This is a genomic window from Gemmobacter serpentinus (assembly GCF_008973825.1).
Taxonomy (GTDB): Bacteria; Pseudomonadota; Alphaproteobacteria; order Rhodobacterales; family Rhodobacteraceae; genus Gemmobacter; species Gemmobacter serpentinus.
In genome coordinates this window covers 1-17746 of record NZ_WCHR01000015.1, presented here as the reverse complement: position 1 = coordinate 17746, position 17746 = coordinate 1, and the positions used below count along the sequence as shown (strand labels likewise).

The window sequence follows — 17746 nt, the reverse complement described above, 5'->3', positions numbered from 1 at the left end:
TCGCTGCGCCCTCGCCCCGCCTCCCCATCCCCCAATATCCTGGAGACTGAACCATGCCCGTCCTGACGGAACCGCCCAGCATGGGCGACGTCCTCAAATATGAGGTCAACCCGAACTACACCCGCGAGGTGGTGACGCTGCTCGCGGGCACGCCCTATCCCGTGGGCGCCGTCCTCGGCCGCATCACGGCCAGCGGCAAATACACCCTGTCCACCGCGGCGGGCACCGATGGCGCGCAGATCGCCACGGCCGTCCTGCTCTATGCCGTCGACGCCACGCTGGCCGACGCCACCGGCATCGTCGTCGCCCGCGGCCCGGCAATCGTCTCGCGCGCAGCGCTCGCCTACGACGCCACCGTCGATGACGCGGCCAAGATCACCACCAAGATCGGCCAGCTGGCCGCCGTCGGCATCGTCGCCCGCGACGGCGTCTGATCCCCCTCATTCCCCCGGAGCCCCACCATGACCCTCGTCCGCAATCCCTTCGACGCTGGCGGCTACTCGCTGGCCGAGATGACGCAGGCCATCAACATCCTGCCCAACCTCTATACCCGCCTCGCCCAAATCGGCCTCTTCCGCTTCGAAGGCGTCAGCCAGCGCTCGGTCATCATCGAGCAATACGAAGGCGTCCTGAGCCTCTTGCCCTCCGTCCCCCTCGGCGGCCCCGCCACCGTCGGCACCCGCGAGGGCCGGTCGATGCGATCCTTCGCCCTGCCCTGGATCCCGCATGACGATGTGGTTCTGCCCGCAGACATCCAGGGACAGCCCGCGCTGGGCGGCGCGTTCGATGCTGCCGATCCCCTCGTCGAGGTGATGAACCGCAAGCTGCTGCTGATGCGGCGCAAGCACGCTCAGACCCGTGAATACATGGAGGTGAACGCGCTCCGCGGCATCGTGAAAGACGGCGCGGGCACCACGCTCTACAACTACTTCACCGAATTCGGCCTGGCACAGATCTCGGTCGACTTCGTCCTCGGCACGGCTGGCACCAACGTGCAGGGCAAGGTCCGCGAGGTGCTGCGCGCCATCGAAGACAACCTTCTGGGCGAGGCGATGACCTCCGTCCATGCGCTGGTCAGCCGCGAATTCTTCGACAAGCTGATCGCGCATCCGAAGACCGAGGAGGCCTACAAGTTCTACGCCTCGACCGGTGCCCAGCCGCTGCGCGAGGACGTCCGCCGCAACTTCCCCTTCGGCGGCATCCTGTTCGAGGAATACTCCGGCACCGTCACCCTCTCGACCAAGGCGACCGAACGGCTGGTCCCGGCGAACGAGGGCATCGCCTTCCCCTTGGGCACGATGGACACATTCACCACCTATGGCGGCCCGGCGAACCTCCTGGAAACCGCCAACACCATCGGTCTGCCCCTCTACGCCCGCCAGCATCTCGACGAGAAGGGCCGCTGGATCGACGTCATGACCGAGGCCTCGATCCTGCCCGTCAACAAGCGGCCGCGGCTGGCGATCCGCCTGCACACGTCGAATTGACGGGTATCGCGCATGTCCGTCCTCAAAGCCGCCATGGACCGCATCTTCATGCATACTGCCATGGCGGCCCCGGCCCTCTGGATCTCGGCCACCACATCCGAGGAACGCCCGATCCGCATCATCCGCCGCGCGCCTGACCGCATCACCGACTTCGGCGCTGGGCGCTTTGTCAGCGACACGACCGCGGTGGATGTGCGCGTGGCCGACCTCCCCGCCCCGCGCCCCGGCGACGTGATCGTCATCGATGCCGACAGCCATGTCATCCAGGGAGAACCGCTGCGCGACCGGGAACGGTTGATCTGGACGCTCGATTTGAGGCCAGAATGAAACTTAAGCTCACCATCGATCCTGACCTCGTCGCCCTGATGGAGGCCGAAATCGCCGCGGGTGAAAAGGCCGTTACCACCGCCATGCGCGAGACGGGGGCGGGCCTGAAATCCGCCTGGCGCGGCCAGATCACCGGCGCGGGGCTCGGCGCCCGGCTCGGCAACTCCATCCGGCTCGCGACCTATCCCAAGGGCGGCGAAAGCCTGAACGCCGCGGCGATGGTCTGGTCCAACGCCCCGGTGATCGTCGGCGCGCATGACACCGGGCCGCTGATCCGGTCGCGCAACGGGTTCTGGCTGGCCATCCCAACCCCCGCCGCAGGCAAATCCACCCGCGGCGGCCGCATCACCCCCGGCGAATGGGAACGCCGAACCGGCCTCCGTTTGCGGTTCATCTACCGCCGCCGGGGCCCAAGCCTGCTGGTGGCCGAGGGGCGGTTGAACAGCAAGGGCCGGGCGGTGGCATCCCGCGCGAAGACGGGCCGAGGACTGACCACCGTGCCAATCTTTCTCCTCGTGCCGCAGGTCAAGCTTCGCAAGCGGCTCGATCTGGCGCGGGATGCAGAACAGGCCATCGACGGCGTGCCGGGAAGGATCGTGGCGGGGTGGGTCTGACTCTCGACGCGAGCTTCGAGATGGATTAGCCCTTACAAATCTGACCGATAGTGGGGTTCGCAATGAGCGTTTTCGAGAAGGTGACTATTCGCGATGCAAGCTATTTGGTTGATCAAGCGTCAGGCAAGAATGTGTTGCACGTAGAGAGTCCACATGCGCTCACTCAAGCCGTTGGATACGCAAAGTTCAAAGCGCAACCATTTGAGCGAGTGTTCTTGCGAGGCCAATCGAAGCTATATGATGGTCTGTCACCAACGCTTTACCGCGGAATTAAGAGTGACGCCGCCCAAACAAACAGACATGCAGCACTTAACTCCACGCTGGAATTGTTTCGAGCCAACTGCCGAATTTTCGAAGGATTTCCGGACTACGCCCATGAGCCGCTGCTTCAGCATTACGGAATTCACACAACGTGGATCGATGTGGTGGACAATGTTTGGGTCGCGCTCTGGTTCGCATCCCATCAAGCTTTCTCGGTCGGGAAACACAAAGAATTTCTCCATTTCGACCAACGAAAAGTCACGGAAGATTCTTATTGCTACATAATCCTGCTGTCCGCCAACGATGATAGACGCGGAAAACCTCGCCGCGGAATGCTGTTGAGCCGCAAAACCGAACTTATCGACCTGAGAGTTACGGTCCCGTCCATTTTCTTGCGGCCTCATTCTCAGCATGGAATGCTCTTTCGGGCAAAGGGCGAGCAGGGCGGCCGAATAATGGATTATTCAGAAGCGATTATTGGCGTGATCCGATTCAACCTCTCTGACGCGTTCAAGTGGCTTGGCTCAGGGAGCATGGTAGGCGTCCGCTCTCTCTTTCCTCCTCCTTACTTTGATACGGGTTACGGGATGCTGTTATCTGTTCCCCATTCAGATTTCACCGTCGGCGCCATCCATCACGTTGGCGCTTGATTTAGATCGCGTATGCCCACCACCCGCGAAACCGTCCTTACCGCGCTGCTCGCGCGGCTGCAGCCGCTTGCCGCCCTCACCCTGCGTGACGAGGTCCTGCCCGAACGGATCCCGGCGGCCGGGCTGATCATCCTGCGCGACGGCCAGCCGGGCGAGCCGGAAGTGACGCTATCGCCCCTGCGCTATCACTACCAGCACCGGGCCGAGCTGGAGGTCGTCGTCCAGGCGGGCACCGGCCGGGCCGGTGCTTTCGATGACCTGATCACCGCCATCGGCACGGAGCTGGAAGCTGACCGGACGCTCGGCGGCCTCTGTGACTGGGTCGAACCAGAGGCCCCGGCCTCGGTCGATCTGCCCATCGAGGGCACGGCGACCCTGAAGGCGGCGGTGATCACCGTCATCCTGCATTACTCGACGACCGGCCCTCTGGCCTGACACCCCACATCCAAGGAGACCCCCATGGCACGCGCACACGGCGCGCGGGCGCAGATGGCGCTTGCGTTCGAAACCGTCTACGGCACCCCGCCCGCCAGCGGCTATCGGCTGATGCCCTTCGCCCGCACCACGCTGGGCGCAGAACAGCCCCTGCTGAATTCCGAGCTGCTGGGCTACGGCCGCGATCCCTTGGCCCCCATCAAGGACGCCGTCACCGCCGATGGCGAAGTGTTGGTGCCGATTGATGTGGAGGCATTCGGCTTCTGGCTGAAGGCCGCCTTCGGGGCACCGACCACGACAGGGACCACGCCCAAGACCCACACCTTCCAGTCGGGGAATTGGACCCTGCCCTCGATGGCCATCGAAGTGGCGATGCCCGAGGTGCCGCGGTTCGCGATGTATGCGGGCTGCGTGATGGACCAGCTCAGCTGGCAGATGAACCGATCCGGCCTGCTGACGGCGACTGCACGGCTGATCGCCCAAGGCGAGGCGATTGCGGCAACCACTGCCGCAGGCACCCCGACCGCGCTGGGTCTGCAGCGCTTCGGCCACTTCAACGGGGTGGTGAAGCGCAATGGCACAGCGCTGGGCAATGTCGTCTCGGCCGAGATCACCTATGCCAACGGCCTCGATCGGATCGAGACCATCCGCAACGACGGCAAGATCGAGGGCGCCGATCCCGGCATGGCCGCGCTGACCGGTCGGATCGAGGTGCGGTTCGCGGACTCTGCGCTGGTGACGCAAGCCATCGACGGCACGCCTTGCGAGCTCGAGTTCGCCTACAGCCTCGGGGCCAGTGCCAGTTTCACCTTCACCGCCCATGCCGTCTACCTGCCGGTCCCGCGGATCGAGATCCCCGGGCCCCAGGGTATCCAGGCAACCTTCGACTGGCAGGCCGCCAAGGCCACCAGCCCCGCCCGCATGTGCACCGCCGTCCTCGTCAACACCGTCACGGGATACTGATCATGATCCGCCTGAATCTGTCGAACCGGCCCGAATGGCTGGACCTCTTGCCCGGCCTGCGCGTCCTTGTAGCGCCCCTGACCACCGCGCTGATGGTCTCCGCCCGCGCCGATCCCGCCATCGATGGCCTGTCGGAAACCTCCAGCCAGGAAGACATGGCGCTGGCCATGGCCAAGGCCGTCGCGCGCCGCGCAGTTCTAGAATGGGAAGGTGTCGGCGACAAGGCGGGCAACCTCGTGCCCGTCAGCCCGGCCGGGATCGACGCCCTGCTCGAAATCTGGCCGGTCTTCGAGGCATTCCAAGCGCAATACGTCGCCCGCGGCCTGATGCTGGATCAGGAAAAAAACGCCTCCGCGCCCTCGCCGACTGGTTCTTCGGCGGGGGCGACGGCTACTGCGCGGCCTGCACACCCTCCGAGGGCCCTGGGGGCATCTGCCCCGACTGCCCCGCAAGACTGAACCGGCCGCAGACGCTCGAGGGCTGGCAGGTCTGGGACCTGACCCAGCGCCTCGGCGGCCAGCTGCGCATCGCGCCGGGTGCCGTCATCGGATGGGACATGGGCGCTGCGCTTTCACTGGCGCAGGCGCTTGGCGTCAACGGGCTGATCACCGCCGAACTGCTGCCAGAGATCGAGGCGGTGATGGTGCGCAAGCTAAACGAGCAGATGGAAGGACGCCGCAATGGCTGAGAAGAAGGTCTCCGTCCGCCTCGTGGCGGAGGGCGGACGCCGCGTGCGCGCCGAACTGGAAGGGGTGGGCGAGGCCGGGGCGCGCGGCTTTGGCCGCCTGTCGCGCGAGATGGAACTCGCGAACACGCGGCTGGCCGCTTTCGCGCGTCGCGCAGGCCTCGCCCTTGGGGCTGCTGCCGCTGCCGCCACAGCCTCGCTCGGTCTGATCGTGCGATCCACGGCCGAGAGCGCGGCGCAAATCCGGCAGTTCGCGCAGGTCGCCAATGCGACGCCCGAAGCGCTGCAGCGCTGGTCGGCCGGGGCGCGGACGGTCGGGATCGAGCAGGAGAAGCTGGCCGACATCCTGAAGGACGTGAACGCCCGGGTGGGCGACTTCCTCCAAACCGGCGGCGGGCCGATGGCGGATTTCTTCGAGAACGTGGCCCCGAGGGTCGGTGTCACCGCCGACCAGTTCGCGCGGCTGTCGGGACCGGAGGCACTGCAACTTTACGTCGACACGCTGGAGCGGGCCGGTCTCAGCCAGCAGGAAATGACCTTCTATCTGGAGGCCATGGCCTCGGACGCCACGCGATTGATCCCCCTCCTGCGGAACGGCGGGGCGGAGATGGCCCGTCTCGGGGAGCAGGCTTCCGATCTCGGGGCGGTGCTGGACAGTAATGCGCTGGAAGCCCTGCGCCGTACGCAAATTGCGCTGGGCACCGTATCCCTCGTGTTCGATGGCCTCCGGAACCGCATCGCCGTGGCCGTCGCCCCGACCATCGAAGCGCTAGCCAATACCTTCGTGGCGCTCGCGTCCGACGGAGGCATTCTGCGCTCGGCCATCGACGGGCTGATCGGCAACCTCGGCCGTCTTGCCTCCTATGCGGCAACGTTCGCCGCCGTCATGGCCGGGCGCTGGGTCGCGGGATTGGCGGCCGCAGCCTTGTCCGTGCGCGGGCTTGCCACCGCGCTGGTGTTCCTGCGCGGCGCTCTGATCCGCACCGGCATCGGCGCGCTGATCGTCGGGGCGGGCGAGCTGGTCTACCAGTTCTCGCAGCTGGTGGCCCGGGTCGGCGGTGTGGGCGAGGCGTTTCGCCTGCTCGGCGATTTGGCCCGCGAAGTCTGGTCGCGCATCGGCCTGTCGCTCGACGCCGCATTGGCGCGCATGGCGGCCGGATGGGAGGGGCTGAAGGCCGCGAGTCTCTCGGCGCTGGAAGGCATCATCGCAGGCGTCGTCAGCTTCGGCGACAGGACGGCGGCGATCTTCCAGGGTGCCTACGACGCGGCGGTGGCGATCTGGGGCAGCCTGCCCGGGGCCATCGGCGATTTCGCCTTCCAGGCCGCGAACGGGCTGATCTCCGGCGTCGAGGCGATGCTGAACGGCGTCGTCACCCGCATCAACAGCTTCATCGAGACGCTGAACGCGGCGCTGGCCCTCCTGCCCGAATGGGCGACGGGCGAAGGCGGGGTGCGGATCGGCATTCTCGACCCGGTGGAACTGGGGCGCATCGGCAACCCGTTCGAGGGGGCTGCGACCGCAGCCGGTGCAGCCGCCGCCGATGCCTTCTCGGCAGCGCTGTCGCGGACCTACCTCGAGCCGCCCGATCTCGGGCTCGGCGCCATGGCCGACGACGCCCGCGCTTGGTCCGACGGCTATCGCGAGGCGGCCGGGATGCTCGCCGATGCCGCGGGTCGGCCGCTGGCCAGCTGGCAAGCCTTGCGCGATGCCGTCACCGGCACAGGGACCGAGGCCGAGACCGCACTGGCGGATGCGGCTGGCGCGGTCGGTGCCCTCACGGCCGGGCTGAACGAGACCGCCACCGCCGCCGATGGCGCGGGCGGCGCTGCACGCGACGCGGGGGCTGCTGCAGCCCAAGGCGCGGACACGGCCCTCACCGGCTGGCAGGCCGTCACCGCCGCCCTCGCCGACTACGCCGCGAAGGCACGCGACATCGGCGGGGACATCGGCAGCGCGCTGGTCGGGGCCTTCCAGAGCGCCGAGAATGCCATCGGCGACTTCGTGAAGACCGGCAAACTCGACTTCCGCGATCTGGTCACGTCGATGATCGCCGACCTGGCCAAGCTCGCCGCCCGCCGCTTCATCCTCGGTCCCATCGCAAACGCCCTTTCCGGAGCGCTGGGCGGCGCGGGCGGGATCTTCGCCAACATCCTGCATGCGGGCGGGATGGTCGGTGCCCCTGGTCCCGGACGCATGGTCCCGGCGCTGGCCTTTTCGGGTGCCCCGCGCATGCACAACGGTGGCTGGGCCGGGCTGCGGCCCGACGAGGTGCCAGCGATCCTGCAACGCGGGGAGCGGGTCCTCTCGCGCAGGGAAGCTGCGGGATACGGCCAGTCGGTTGCCTCCACCGTCAACGTCACGATCAACGCGCGCGACGCCGAGAGCTTCCGACAATCCCGGACGCAGGTCGCCAGCGACATCGCCCGCGCCGTGTCGCTGGGCAGGAGGGGCATGTGATGGCGTTTCACGAGGTCCGGTTTCCGGACAACATCAGCCGCGGGGCACGCGGTGGTCCCGAGCGGCGCACGCAGATCGTCGAGCTCGCCTCTGGCGCCGAGGAGCGCAACGCCAGCTGGGCCAACAGCCGCCGCCGCTACGACGTCGCCTACGGCATCCGCCGCGCCGACGATCTGGCGGCGGTCGTCGCCTTCTTCGAGGCCCGCAACGGCCGCCTGCACGGCTTCCGCTTCAAGGACTGGGCCGATTTCAAGTCCGGTTTGCCATCGCAGACGCCCGGCCCGACCGATCAACCGATCGGAATCGGCAACGGGTCGGCCACCCTGTTCCAGCTGACCAAACGCTACATCTCCGGCGCGCAGTCCTGGTCGCGCGCTATCACCAAGCCCGTCGCCGGGACGGTGACAATCGCCCTGAACGGCACGCCCCAAGCCTCCGGCTGGTCGGTTTCCACCTCAACCGGCCTCATTACCTTCACCACCGCCCCGGCCGTGGGCGTCGCGATCACCGCAGGCTTCGAATTCGACGTCCCCGTCCGCTTCGACACCGATGCCCTCGACGTCACCCTCGACATCGAGCGCCTCGGGTCGATCACCTCGATCCCGCTTCTGGAAATCCGAACATGAAGTCTCTGAACCCCGCGCTGCAGGCCCATCTCGACGACGGCACCACGACGCTCGCCTGGTGCTGGCGCATCACCCGTGCCGATGGCGTGACCTTCGGCTTCACCGACCATGACCGGACGCTGGCGTTCGACGGAACCGAGTTCGAGCCGGAAAGCGGGCTGACGGCATCCGAGGTCCGGTCGGGCTCAGACCTCTCGGTCGATGCGCAGGACTCGCAAGGCGTGCTGTCGTCGGACCGGATCACCGAGACCGACATCCTCGACGGCCGGTGGGACAATGCAGCGGTCGAGGTCTGGCGGGTGAACTGGTCGGCCCCTTCGCAGCGCGTGCTGCTGCGTCGCGGGGCCATCGGACAGATCAGGCGCGGGCGGCTGGCCTTCGTGGCCGAAGTGCGGTCACTGGCCCATGTCCTTGGCCAGACCGTCGGGCGGACCTTCCAGGTCAGCTGCGACGCGGCGCTGGGCGATGCGCGCTGCGGCGTGAACCTCGATGCCCCTGCCTTCAAGGGCAGCGGCGCGATCATCGATGTGCTGCGCGACCGGGCCTTCACCGCCTCCGGCCTCACCAGTTTCACGGCGGGCTGGTTCGCCTTCGGTCTGGTGGAATGGTCGACCGGCGCGAATGCCGGGCGGCGGGTCGAGGTGCTGTCGCACGACCTCGTCGATGGCGTGGCGATCCTGACCCTTCTGGAAGCGCCGGTGCGACCAATCATGGCGACGGATGGGTTTATCATCCGCGCGGGCTGCGACAAGCGGATCGCGACCTGCGGCACCAAGTTCACCAATGTCGCGAACTTCCGGGGCTTCCCACACATCCCAGGGCAAGACGCAGTCCTTCGATACGCCACCAAGGACGGCGGCCATGAGGGAGCGGTGCTGTGACCGCGACAGCCCTGACGGCCGATCCGGCTCGCGTCATCGCCGTCGCGCGGTCGTGGCTCGGCACGCCGTACCACGACCAGGCCAGTTTGCGCGGGATCGGCTGCGACTGCCTCGGCCTTGCGCGGGGCGTCTGGCGCGAGGTGGTAGGGCCGGAGCCATTTCCGATCCCGCCCTATAGCCGGGATTGGGGCGAGACCGGGCCGCGCGAGGTGCTGGCCGATGGGGCGCGGGCGATGATGCCCGAGATCGCACCGGCCGACGCCCCACCCGGCGCGATGATCCTGTTCCGGATGATGCCCCGCGCCATCGCCAAGCATGTGGGCATCCTCACCGGGCCCGACACCTTCCTCCACGCCTACGAACGCCTCGGCGTGATCGAGGAAGCGCTGACACCCACTTGGCGACGCAGCATCGCCTTCGCTTTCCTGTTCCCCGCACGCTGAGAGTCTCCCATGGCCACGCTCGTCCTCGGCGCCGTCGGTTCCGCCATCGGCGGGGCCTTTGGCGGCGCGATCCTCGGCTTCTCTGGCGCCGCCATCGGTGGCTTCATCGGCTCCACCATTGGGTCGGTGGTGGACAGCTGGATCGTGTCCTCGCTGGCGCCCGCGCAGAAGATCGAGGGTCAGCGCCTCGACAGCTTGCGGATCACCTCGGCCACAGAAGGGGCAATCATCGCGCGCCTCTACGGCCGCATGCGCATCGGCGGCAACATCATCTGGGCCACCGATTTCCGCGAGGAGACCAAGACCACGACGCAGGGTGGTGGCAAGGGCGGTGGCGGCGGGAGGGTCCAGACCACCGAATACCTCTACTATGCGTCCTTCGCAGTCGCATTGTGTGAAGGCCCGATCACCGGCATCGGGCGCATCTGGGCTGACGGCAAGCCGCTCGACATGACCGGCATCACCTGGCGCTGGTATCCCGGCGACGAGACCCAGACGGCTGACCCATTCATTGCCACGAAGATGTGCGCGGCCAATACCCCGGCCTATCGCGGCACCGCCTACGTCGTCTTCGAGGAACTGGCGCTTTCCACTTATGGCAACCGCCTGCCGCAGCTGTCCTTCGAGGTCTTTCGGCCACTTGCGGATCCCGACACGGCCGAGGGGCTGGTCAAGGCCGTCACCATGATCCCCGCCTCGGGCGAGTTCACCTATGCGACCGAGGCTGTCCGCAAGACCGTGGGCGCATCCACCACGGTCTTCGGCCAGACCACCGGCGGCACAACCTCGGCCGAGAACCTCAACGCGCTGCCGGATGAGGCCGACATCGTCGTGGCGCTGGACCGGCTCCTGGCCATGGCCCCTGCCGTCGAGAGCGTCAGCCTTGTCGTCGCCTGGTTCGGCAATGATCTGCGCGCGGGCAACTGTACGATCAAGCCCGGCGTCGAGGTGGCGACAAAGGTCACCAGCCCCAAGGTCTGGACGGTCAACGGCGTGGCACGGGCCGCCGCTCATCTGGTTAGCCGTGACGCCGAGGACCGGCCGGTCTATGGCGGCACGCCTGCCGACTTCGCCGTGGTGCAGGCGATCCGCGAGATGAAGGCTCGCGGGCTGCGCGTCACCTTCTATCCCTTCCTGCTGATGGATGTGCCGCCCGGCAACACCCTGCCGAACCCCTATTCGAACAACGCCGCCATGCCGGGGCAGCCGTCATTTCCCTGGCGCGGCCGGATCACCTGCTCCCCGGCAGCAGGTTATGCCGGGACCGCGGACAAGACCGCCGCCGCCGCAACGCAGGTCTCCAGCTTTTTCGGAGCGGCCACACCGTCGCAGTTCGCGGTGGCGGGCGACAGTGTCAGCTGGACCGGCCCTTCCGGCGATTGGGGCCTGCGCCGGATGATCCTGCACTACGCCCATCTCTGTGCCGTGGCGGGCGGTGTCGATGCATTCCTGATCGGCACCGAGATGCGCGGCCTGACGACGATCCGGTCCAGCGCCAGTGCCTATCCGGCCGTAACGGCCTTCAAGGCGCTGGCGGCTGACGTGAAGGCGATCCTCGGGGCGGGCACCAAGATCGGATACGCTTCGGACTGGTCGGAGTATTTCGGCCACCAGCCGGGCGATGGAACAGAGGACGTTTTCTTCCACCTCGACCCGCTCTGGTCGGATGCCAACATCGACTTCATCGGCATCGATAACTACATGCCGGCGTCAGACTGGCGCGACGGGTTCGACCATGCAGACGCCCTTCAAGGCTGGCCTACGATCCATGATCGGGGTTACCTGCAGGCCAATATCGCGGGTGGTGAAGGCTTCGACTGGTTATACGCCAGTGCCGCAGACCGGTCGGCACAGATCCGGACGCCCATCACCGATGGTGCCGCAGGCAAGCCTTGGGTCTTCCGTTACAAGGATCTGCGGGCCTGGTGGTCGAATGCCCATTTCAACCGACCGGGCGGGGTGGAGAGCGGCTTGGCCACCGCATGGGTGCCGCAGTCGAAGCCGATCTGGTTCACCGAACTGGGGTGCCCCGCCATCGACCGGGGGACGAACCAGCCGAACGTTTTCTTCGATCCGAAGTCGTCGGAGAGCTTCACGCCCTACTTTTCGCGGGGCTGGCGCGATGATGCGATCCAGCGCGCCTATCTCGAGGCGAGCTACCTGTGGTGGGGCACCCCTGCCAACAATCCCGTGTCGGCAATCTACGGCGGTCGGATGGTCCATGTCCCCGAATGCGCAGCCTGGACCTGGGACGCGCGGCCCTATCCGTTCTTCCCCGAACTGACAGGCATCTGGACAGACGGGCCGAACTGGCGGCTTGGTCACTGGCTGACAGGGCGGCTGGGCGCGGTGTCGCTCGCCGCGCTTGTGCGCCATCTCTGCCTGCGCGCTGGGTTGGCGGAAAGCCTGATCGACGTATCTGGCCTCTGGGGCGCCGTCGAAGGCTATGTGATCGGGGCGCTGGAAAGCCCGCGCGCGTCGATTTCCACGCTGGCCCGGCATTTCGGCTTCGATGCCATCGAGACCGAGGGCGTGATCCGCTTCGTCATGCGCGGGCGGGCATCGCTCGCCACGCTGTCCATCGACGATCTGGTGGCCAGTCGTGAGGGCGAGGCTTTTGAGCTGACCCGTGGCCAGGAGACGGAACTGCCGCAGGCACTGAAGTGGCAGGTCGCACGCGCCGACGAGGATTACGACGCGGCGCTTGTCGAGGCACGGCGCATCACCGTCGACACCACCCGCATCGCCTCGGAAAGCTTCCCGATTGCGATCCCGCCCGAGGAGGCGGAACGCCGCTGCCGCCGCGCGCTGATGGAAGCCTGGATCGGCCGGGAAAGCGCCACCTTTCGCCTGCCGCCCTCGCGGCTGGCCCTCGATCCGGCCGACGTGATCCGGCTCGCGCATGACGGTCGCGAGGTCGAGTTCCGCCTCGTCTCGGTCGCCGATGCCGAGGCGCGCGGGATCGAGGCAGTCCGGCAGGACCGCGCCGCCTACGACCTGCCGCCCGGCGATCCGCGGCCCGCGTCGCTCGCCAGCCCCGTCGTCTTTGGCACGCCCGAGGTGGTGATGCTGGACCTGCCGCAGATTTCCGAGGATCAGCCCGCGCATCGCCCCCTGATCGCCGCCCATGCCAGCCCTTGGCCGGGCGAGATCGCGGTGTTCCGCAGTGCATCGAGCGATGGTTTCAACCTTCTGACCACATTCGGCAGTCGCGCGCGGATCGGGACACTGACCTTCGACTTCTTTCCGGGGCCAACCTCCCGCTTCGATCTCGGCAACGCGCTGGTCGTCGATCTGCTGTCTGGCACGCTGGAAAGCGTGACGGACGTCGCGCTGTTCGGTGGAACGAATGCGCTAGCGGTCGAGTGCGCAGCAGGGGTGTGGGAGATCGTTCAGGCTGGCCAAGCAGAACTGATCGCCCCCAGCCGCTATCGCCTGACCCGGCTGTTACGCGGCCAGCGCGGGACAGAGCACGCGATGGGCAACCCGACCCCGGCCGGGGCGCGGGTCGTCGTGCTGGATGCCACACTGGCCTCGCTGCCCATCGCCGAGGCCGATCTCGGTCTACCTTGGAACTGGCGGGTCGGCCCGGCTGCGCGAGCGGTCAGTGACGCAAGCTATGCCGCGCTGGGCTTCACCCCGACCGGCCGGGGGCTTGTTCCCTTTGCGCCGGTGCATGTCGAACAGCCATGGCGGACGGCCCGCAGCCCGGGCGATCTGACGATCCGCTGGTCGCGGCGATCGCGGGCGCTAGTCGCGGATGCCTGGGAACAGGTCGAGGTGCCGCTGGCCGAGGACCAGGAATACTACGACGTCCAGATCCTCGACGGGGCCATCATCAAACGCATGCTGTCCAGCAGCACGACGTCCGTCCTCTACACTACCGCCCAGCAGACCGCCGACTGGGGCGCGCCGCTCGGCCCCGGCCAGGCGCTGGCGATCCGCATCTTCCAACTCTCGAACCGCCTCGGCCGCGGCACACCTGCGACCGTGACCCTCGAGTTCTGACGGGATTTTCCATGTCCGATACAACGACCCATCTGGGCCTGCCCTACCTCGTGGCGGCGCAGGCGCAGAAGCATGTCACCCACAACGAGGCGCTGCGCCTGCTCGACGCCATGGTTCAGCTCTCCGTTCTCGACCGCACGCGGACGGCCCCGCCCGCCAGCCCCGCCGATGGGAACCGGCATCTTGTGGCCTCGGGCGCCACCGGCCTTTGGGCTGGGTGGGACTTGAACGTGGCCTTCTGGGTTGACGGCGCGTGGATCCGGCTGGTGCCGCGCACCGGCTGGCTGGTCTGGGTCGCAGCCGAGGGCCTGTTCCTCGTCTGGAGCGGCAGCGTCTGGGAGGTCGTGGGCGAGCCGCGCGACGTCTCGGACGCGGTCTTCAGCCTGGTGAACGATGCGGACCCGACAAAGAAGGCCACCTTCTCGCTGGCGGGGATCAGCACCGGCACCACGCGCAGCTTCACCCTGCCGAACACCTCGTCCGAACTGGCGATCCTTGCAGGCACCCAGACCTTCACCGGCAACAAGTCCTTCTCTGGGACGCTCACGGCGTCTGGAACCGTCACTGTTTCGGCCGCCAGCGCCTCGATCGGCACGGCGACGGCGACGGCCACCTATGGGATGGGCACTGGTGCGACGACCACCGGCATCACCAAGACGGTGAACCTCGGGACTGGCGGCGCTTCCGGATCGACCACGGTCGTCAACATCGGCTCGGCCACGGCCGGGGCGGGCGGCACAACGGTGGTGAACACGCCCACCGTCACCTTCGCCAACGCCGTCACGCAGGTCGGCATGCCCCAGGCGAACCTGACGGCGCAGCTTCTTGGCCTCGGCGGGGCGACGGCCGACAGTTTCAACCGGATGTCGGTGAACACCCCGGCCGTGCTGTTGAACAACGCAGGCGCGGGCATCGAGGCGACGGTCAACAAGGCTACGGCCGGGAGTGACGCGGCCTTTGCCTTCAAGACCGGCTTCTCGGCCCGCGCGCTGATCGGGTTGCTCGGGAATGACGATTTCAGCTTCAAGGTCAGCCCGGATGGGTCTGCCTTCTTCGACGCATTCAAGGTCGACCGCACCAACGGTCGCGTCGAACTGGCCGAACCGGTCGTCCTGCCCGCCCATGATGCCGTCCCCTCGCCGCCGCCCGCAGGCAAACTCGCGCTCTATGCCCGCGACCGCGCGGGGATGGGATGGCTCGATGTCGAGCGCCCCTCGGGCCGCCACTTCCCGCTCCAGCCGCATTTCGGGGTGAACCGGATCGCGACCTGGGCGCCCTCGACCAGCACCACGATCAACACCAACGGCATGCCGCGCACCGCCGTCGGCACTGCGGCGACGCCGACGCTGGCCACGACCAACCTCTCCACCTCCATGCGCCGCTGGCGGATGACCTCCGCGGCCACGGCCGGGGCGGCGGCCGAAGAGCGCTCGGCGGGATGGGTCTGCTGGCGCGGCAATGCAGATGGTCTGGGCGGCTTCACCTATGTGAACCGGCTGTCGATGGTTACATTGCAGGCGACCGGCATGGGCTTCTTCGGCCTGATCGGATCGGTCGCGGCGCTGTCAACCAGCCTGACGCTGTTGGCCGTGGTCAACGCGCTGGGCATCGGGTTCGAGCGTGGCACCCATGCCAACTGGCAGATCGTGCACAATGACGGCGCTGGCGCGCCGACGCTGATCGACCTCGGCGCGGGCTTCCCCGTGGCCAGCACGACGAATGTCCTGACGCTCTACATCGCTGCGGCCCCGAACGACAGCACGGTCGGGATCCGCATGGTCGAGGAAGTCTCGGGCGCGGTGGCGGAGGCCACGATCACCACCGACATGCCCTCGGCGACCCAGCTCCTGAGCCCGCGCAACTACCTCAACAACGGCAGCACCGCCGCGGCCGTCGCCTACGACTGCTCGGGCGTCTACGTCGAGACGGATTACTGAAGCGCCACGCCCCGTGGCCGGAAAGGACCATGATGGATAACCAGACCACTCTCGCCGGGGAGGTCGCGCGGGCCTTTCGGGACCACGGGATCACCGCCGCGCTGACCGCCCTGATCGGCGGCACCATGGCCCTGATCGCGGCGATCACGCGCAAGGCCTTCACCAACGAGGCCCTGCTGGACCGCCTTGACCGGGAACTCATCGCCGACCGGGACCGGATTGACCGCCAGCGTAGCGAGGACCGTAAGGCCGACGGCGACCGCCTCGACCGGATCGAGACGGACATCCGCTCGATGCGCGACATGCTGTTCGACGCCTTCCAGCGCGGCCGATCCGACTGACTTTCCTGACCCTTGCCAACTGACAACCCACCCGCCCTCAAGGCGGGTTTTTTCATCTGGAGGATCCACGATGCCCACCCTGACCTACCCCCACTGGCGCGACTTGCCCGCGACTGCATGGCGTTGGCCGAACTTCTCGGCCGCCGAGATCGCCTGCCGCGGCACCGGCGCGATCAAGATCAACACGGAAGCCATGGACAAGCTGCAGGCCCTGCGCGACCGCCTCGGCAAGCCTCTCATCATCCGCTCCGCCTATCGCAGTCCGGAACACAACCGTGCTGTCGGTGGCGCCCCGACCTCGAAGCATATGCAGGGCAAGGCCTTCGACATCGCCATGGCAAACCATGATCCGGTGGCCTTCGAGGCGGCGGCACGGGCGGTCGGATTCCTGGGGTTCGGATACTATCCCCGCTCCGGCTTCATGCACATCGACCTTGGTCCTGCCCGGTCCTGGGGCGATCCCTTCCCCGTGCGGCCGGTGCCCTTCGCCGCGGAAATGCCGCCTGCGCGCGAGGTGCTTTCGGAAAGCCGTACCCTGCGCGGTGGCGGCGCGGCTGGCGCGGCCACCGTTGGCGCAGCCGGGGTGGAGGCTGTGAGGGGCGTCCTCGCGGAAGCCCAATCCACCATCCAGCCGCTGGTGCCCTACCTCGACACCCTGCGTTGGGTGCTGATCGCCATCGCGCTTATCGGCATCGCCGTCACCATCCACGCCCGGCTCGACGACTGGAAACGGGGCCAGCGGTGATCGGCTGGCTTCTGACCCATGGCCCGGCGCGAAGAGCGCTGGGCCTCATCCTCGCCGCCGCAGCGATCATGCTGTTCCTTCTGAACCTGCGCCGTGCCGGTGAACGCGCCGGGCGCGCTGCCGAACGGCTTGATGCCCGAGAAAGAAACGATGCCATCCACCGCCAAATGCTCGACGCTGCCGCCCGTCGCCCTGCTGATCGTGACGCTCTGGCTGACCGGTTGCGCGACGGCAGGTTCTGAGACCCGCGCACCCTGCCCACCCGTGGTCGAATACTCCTCCGGGAATCAAGCGCGGGCTGCTGACGAGGTCGAGGCACTGCCGGAAGGCGCGGTCATCGTCCGGATGCTGAGCGACTATGCCGTTCTTCGCGACCAGGCGCGGGCATGCCGTTAGAATCCGGGCCGGACAAAGCCCCCACGAGGCAAGCGCCAGACGCCTCGACCGCGAAGCATCGCCCGGCCCGGTTTATGGATTCACGGTGTCAACAAGCGGCAGGGATTCGCTGCTGGGCGATGATGGCAGGTGCTGTCATGCCTGTCCGGCATGGCGATGGGCACAATTGTGCACCTGAAAGGGCCACTGCCGAGCCTTCCGCACCAACTTGAACGATTGTGATATGCGCAGATCAGCGGTTCATCCGATCCGTTGGACCGCCCGCGGAATTTTCTGGTGAATATTTTGCTGTTGTATTTGTAAACGGCCTTGGCTATCCTCCCACAAAACAATCGAGGCCCGAGCATGCCGATCCCCAACGAAGCCACAGTACGGCCGATCTTGAACGAAGTCTGTTGATTTCCACGCAGAACTGACCCGGGTTTTCCGTCGAGAACTGACCCACCTGAGGGTTATGTTCCGGGGTTCAGGCTTGGGTCAAGGGCTGGG

18 protein-coding genes are annotated in these 17746 nt (G+C 67.2%); all 18 read left to right on the top strand.

Annotation, left to right across the window (positions count from 1 at the left end):
- The first annotated feature begins 53 nt into the window (after positions 1 to 53).
- The 18 genes from GBJ34_RS08190 (at position 54) to GBJ34_RS08105 (ending at position 17257) form a co-directional block, all read left to right on the top strand.
- Positions 54 to 434 carry a head decoration protein gene (locus GBJ34_RS08190; RefSeq protein WP_151718784.1) on the top strand — a complete coding sequence of 127 codons (381 nt, stop codon included), beginning with the start codon at positions 54 to 56 and terminating at the stop codon, positions 432 to 434.
- 27 nt (positions 435 to 461) lie between these two features.
- The gene (locus tag GBJ34_RS08185; RefSeq protein ID WP_151718783.1) at positions 462 to 1487 is read left to right on the top strand and encodes a major capsid protein; all 1026 of its coding nucleotides are present in this window, start codon (positions 462 to 464) and stop codon (positions 1485 to 1487) included.
- 12 nt (positions 1488 to 1499) lie between these two features.
- Positions 1500 to 1814, top strand: a complete 315-nt coding sequence (locus GBJ34_RS08180; RefSeq protein WP_151718782.1) for a head-tail joining protein — start codon at positions 1500 to 1502, stop codon at positions 1812 to 1814.
- On the top strand, positions 1811 to 2428 hold the full coding sequence (locus GBJ34_RS08175; protein WP_151718781.1) for a DUF6441 family protein: 618 nt from the start codon (positions 1811 to 1813) through the stop codon (positions 2426 to 2428). Before GBJ34_RS08180 ends, GBJ34_RS08175 begins: the two co-directional genes overlap by 4 nt.
- A gap of 62 nt (positions 2429 to 2490) precedes the next feature.
- On the top strand, positions 2491 to 3339 hold the full coding sequence (locus GBJ34_RS08170; RefSeq protein ID WP_131023301.1) for an FRG domain-containing protein: 849 nt from the start codon (positions 2491 to 2493) through the stop codon (positions 3337 to 3339).
- Between the two features lie 12 nt (positions 3340 to 3351).
- Positions 3352 to 3774 (top strand): acyl-CoA transferase, encoded by a 423-nt coding sequence (locus GBJ34_RS08165; RefSeq protein WP_151718780.1) that lies wholly within the window; start codon positions 3352 to 3354, stop codon positions 3772 to 3774.
- Positions 3775 to 3798: 24 nt separating this feature from the next.
- A complete protein-coding gene (locus tag GBJ34_RS08160) occupies positions 3799 to 4737 on the top strand; it encodes a phage tail tube protein (RefSeq protein ID WP_151718779.1) in 939 nt (312 codons plus the stop codon).
- A gap of 2 nt (positions 4738 to 4739) precedes the next feature.
- The gene (locus tag GBJ34_RS08155; RefSeq protein ID WP_151718778.1) at positions 4740 to 5195 is read left to right on the top strand and encodes a hypothetical protein; all 456 of its coding nucleotides are present in this window, start codon (positions 4740 to 4742) and stop codon (positions 5193 to 5195) included.
- Positions 5168 to 5425 carry a DUF7697 family protein gene (locus GBJ34_RS21315; RefSeq protein ID WP_449727759.1) on the top strand — a complete coding sequence of 86 codons (258 nt, stop codon included), beginning with the start codon at positions 5168 to 5170 and terminating at the stop codon, positions 5423 to 5425. Before GBJ34_RS08155 ends, GBJ34_RS21315 begins: the two co-directional genes overlap by 28 nt.
- Positions 5418 to 7880: a phage tail tape measure C-terminal domain-containing protein gene (locus tag GBJ34_RS08150; RefSeq protein WP_151718777.1), complete on the top strand. Its 2463-nt coding sequence runs from the start codon at positions 5418 to 5420 to the stop codon at positions 7878 to 7880. The genes GBJ34_RS21315 and GBJ34_RS08150 overlap by 8 nt, the downstream gene beginning before the upstream one ends.
- Positions 7880 to 8506 carry a DUF2460 domain-containing protein gene (locus tag GBJ34_RS08145; RefSeq protein WP_151718776.1) on the top strand — a complete coding sequence of 209 codons (627 nt, stop codon included), beginning with the start codon at positions 7880 to 7882 and terminating at the stop codon, positions 8504 to 8506. The genes GBJ34_RS08150 and GBJ34_RS08145 overlap by 1 nt, the downstream gene beginning before the upstream one ends.
- Entirely contained in the window at positions 8503 to 9387 is an 885-nt protein-coding gene (locus GBJ34_RS08140; protein ID WP_151718775.1) for a DUF2163 domain-containing protein, read from the top strand. The genes GBJ34_RS08145 and GBJ34_RS08140 overlap by 4 nt, the downstream gene beginning before the upstream one ends.
- The gene (locus GBJ34_RS08135) at positions 9384 to 9830 is read left to right on the top strand and encodes an NlpC/P60 family protein (protein WP_192931147.1); all 447 of its coding nucleotides are present in this window, start codon (positions 9384 to 9386) and stop codon (positions 9828 to 9830) included. The genes GBJ34_RS08140 and GBJ34_RS08135 overlap by 4 nt, the downstream gene beginning before the upstream one ends.
- Positions 9831 to 9839: 9 nt before the next feature.
- Positions 9840 to 13838 (top strand): baseplate multidomain protein megatron, encoded by a 3999-nt coding sequence (locus GBJ34_RS08130; protein WP_151718774.1) that lies wholly within the window; start codon positions 9840 to 9842, stop codon positions 13836 to 13838.
- An 11-nt stretch (positions 13839 to 13849) separates the two neighbouring features.
- A complete protein-coding gene (locus tag GBJ34_RS08125; RefSeq protein ID WP_151718773.1) occupies positions 13850 to 15775 on the top strand; it encodes a DUF2793 domain-containing protein in 1926 nt (641 codons plus the stop codon).
- Positions 15776 to 15807: 32 nt separating this feature from the next.
- Positions 15808 to 16116: a hypothetical protein gene (locus GBJ34_RS08120; protein WP_143794867.1), complete on the top strand. Its 309-nt coding sequence runs from the start codon at positions 15808 to 15810 to the stop codon at positions 16114 to 16116.
- A 70-nt stretch (positions 16117 to 16186) separates the two neighbouring features.
- Positions 16187 to 16861, top strand: coding sequence for a YcbK family protein (locus GBJ34_RS08115; RefSeq protein ID WP_151718772.1), 675 nt, complete (start codon positions 16187 to 16189; stop codon positions 16859 to 16861).
- A 93-nt stretch (positions 16862 to 16954) separates the two neighbouring features.
- Entirely contained in the window at positions 16955 to 17257 is a 303-nt protein-coding gene (locus GBJ34_RS08105; RefSeq protein WP_404811414.1) for a hypothetical protein, read from the top strand.
- Positions 17258 to 17746: the final 489 nt, after the last annotated feature.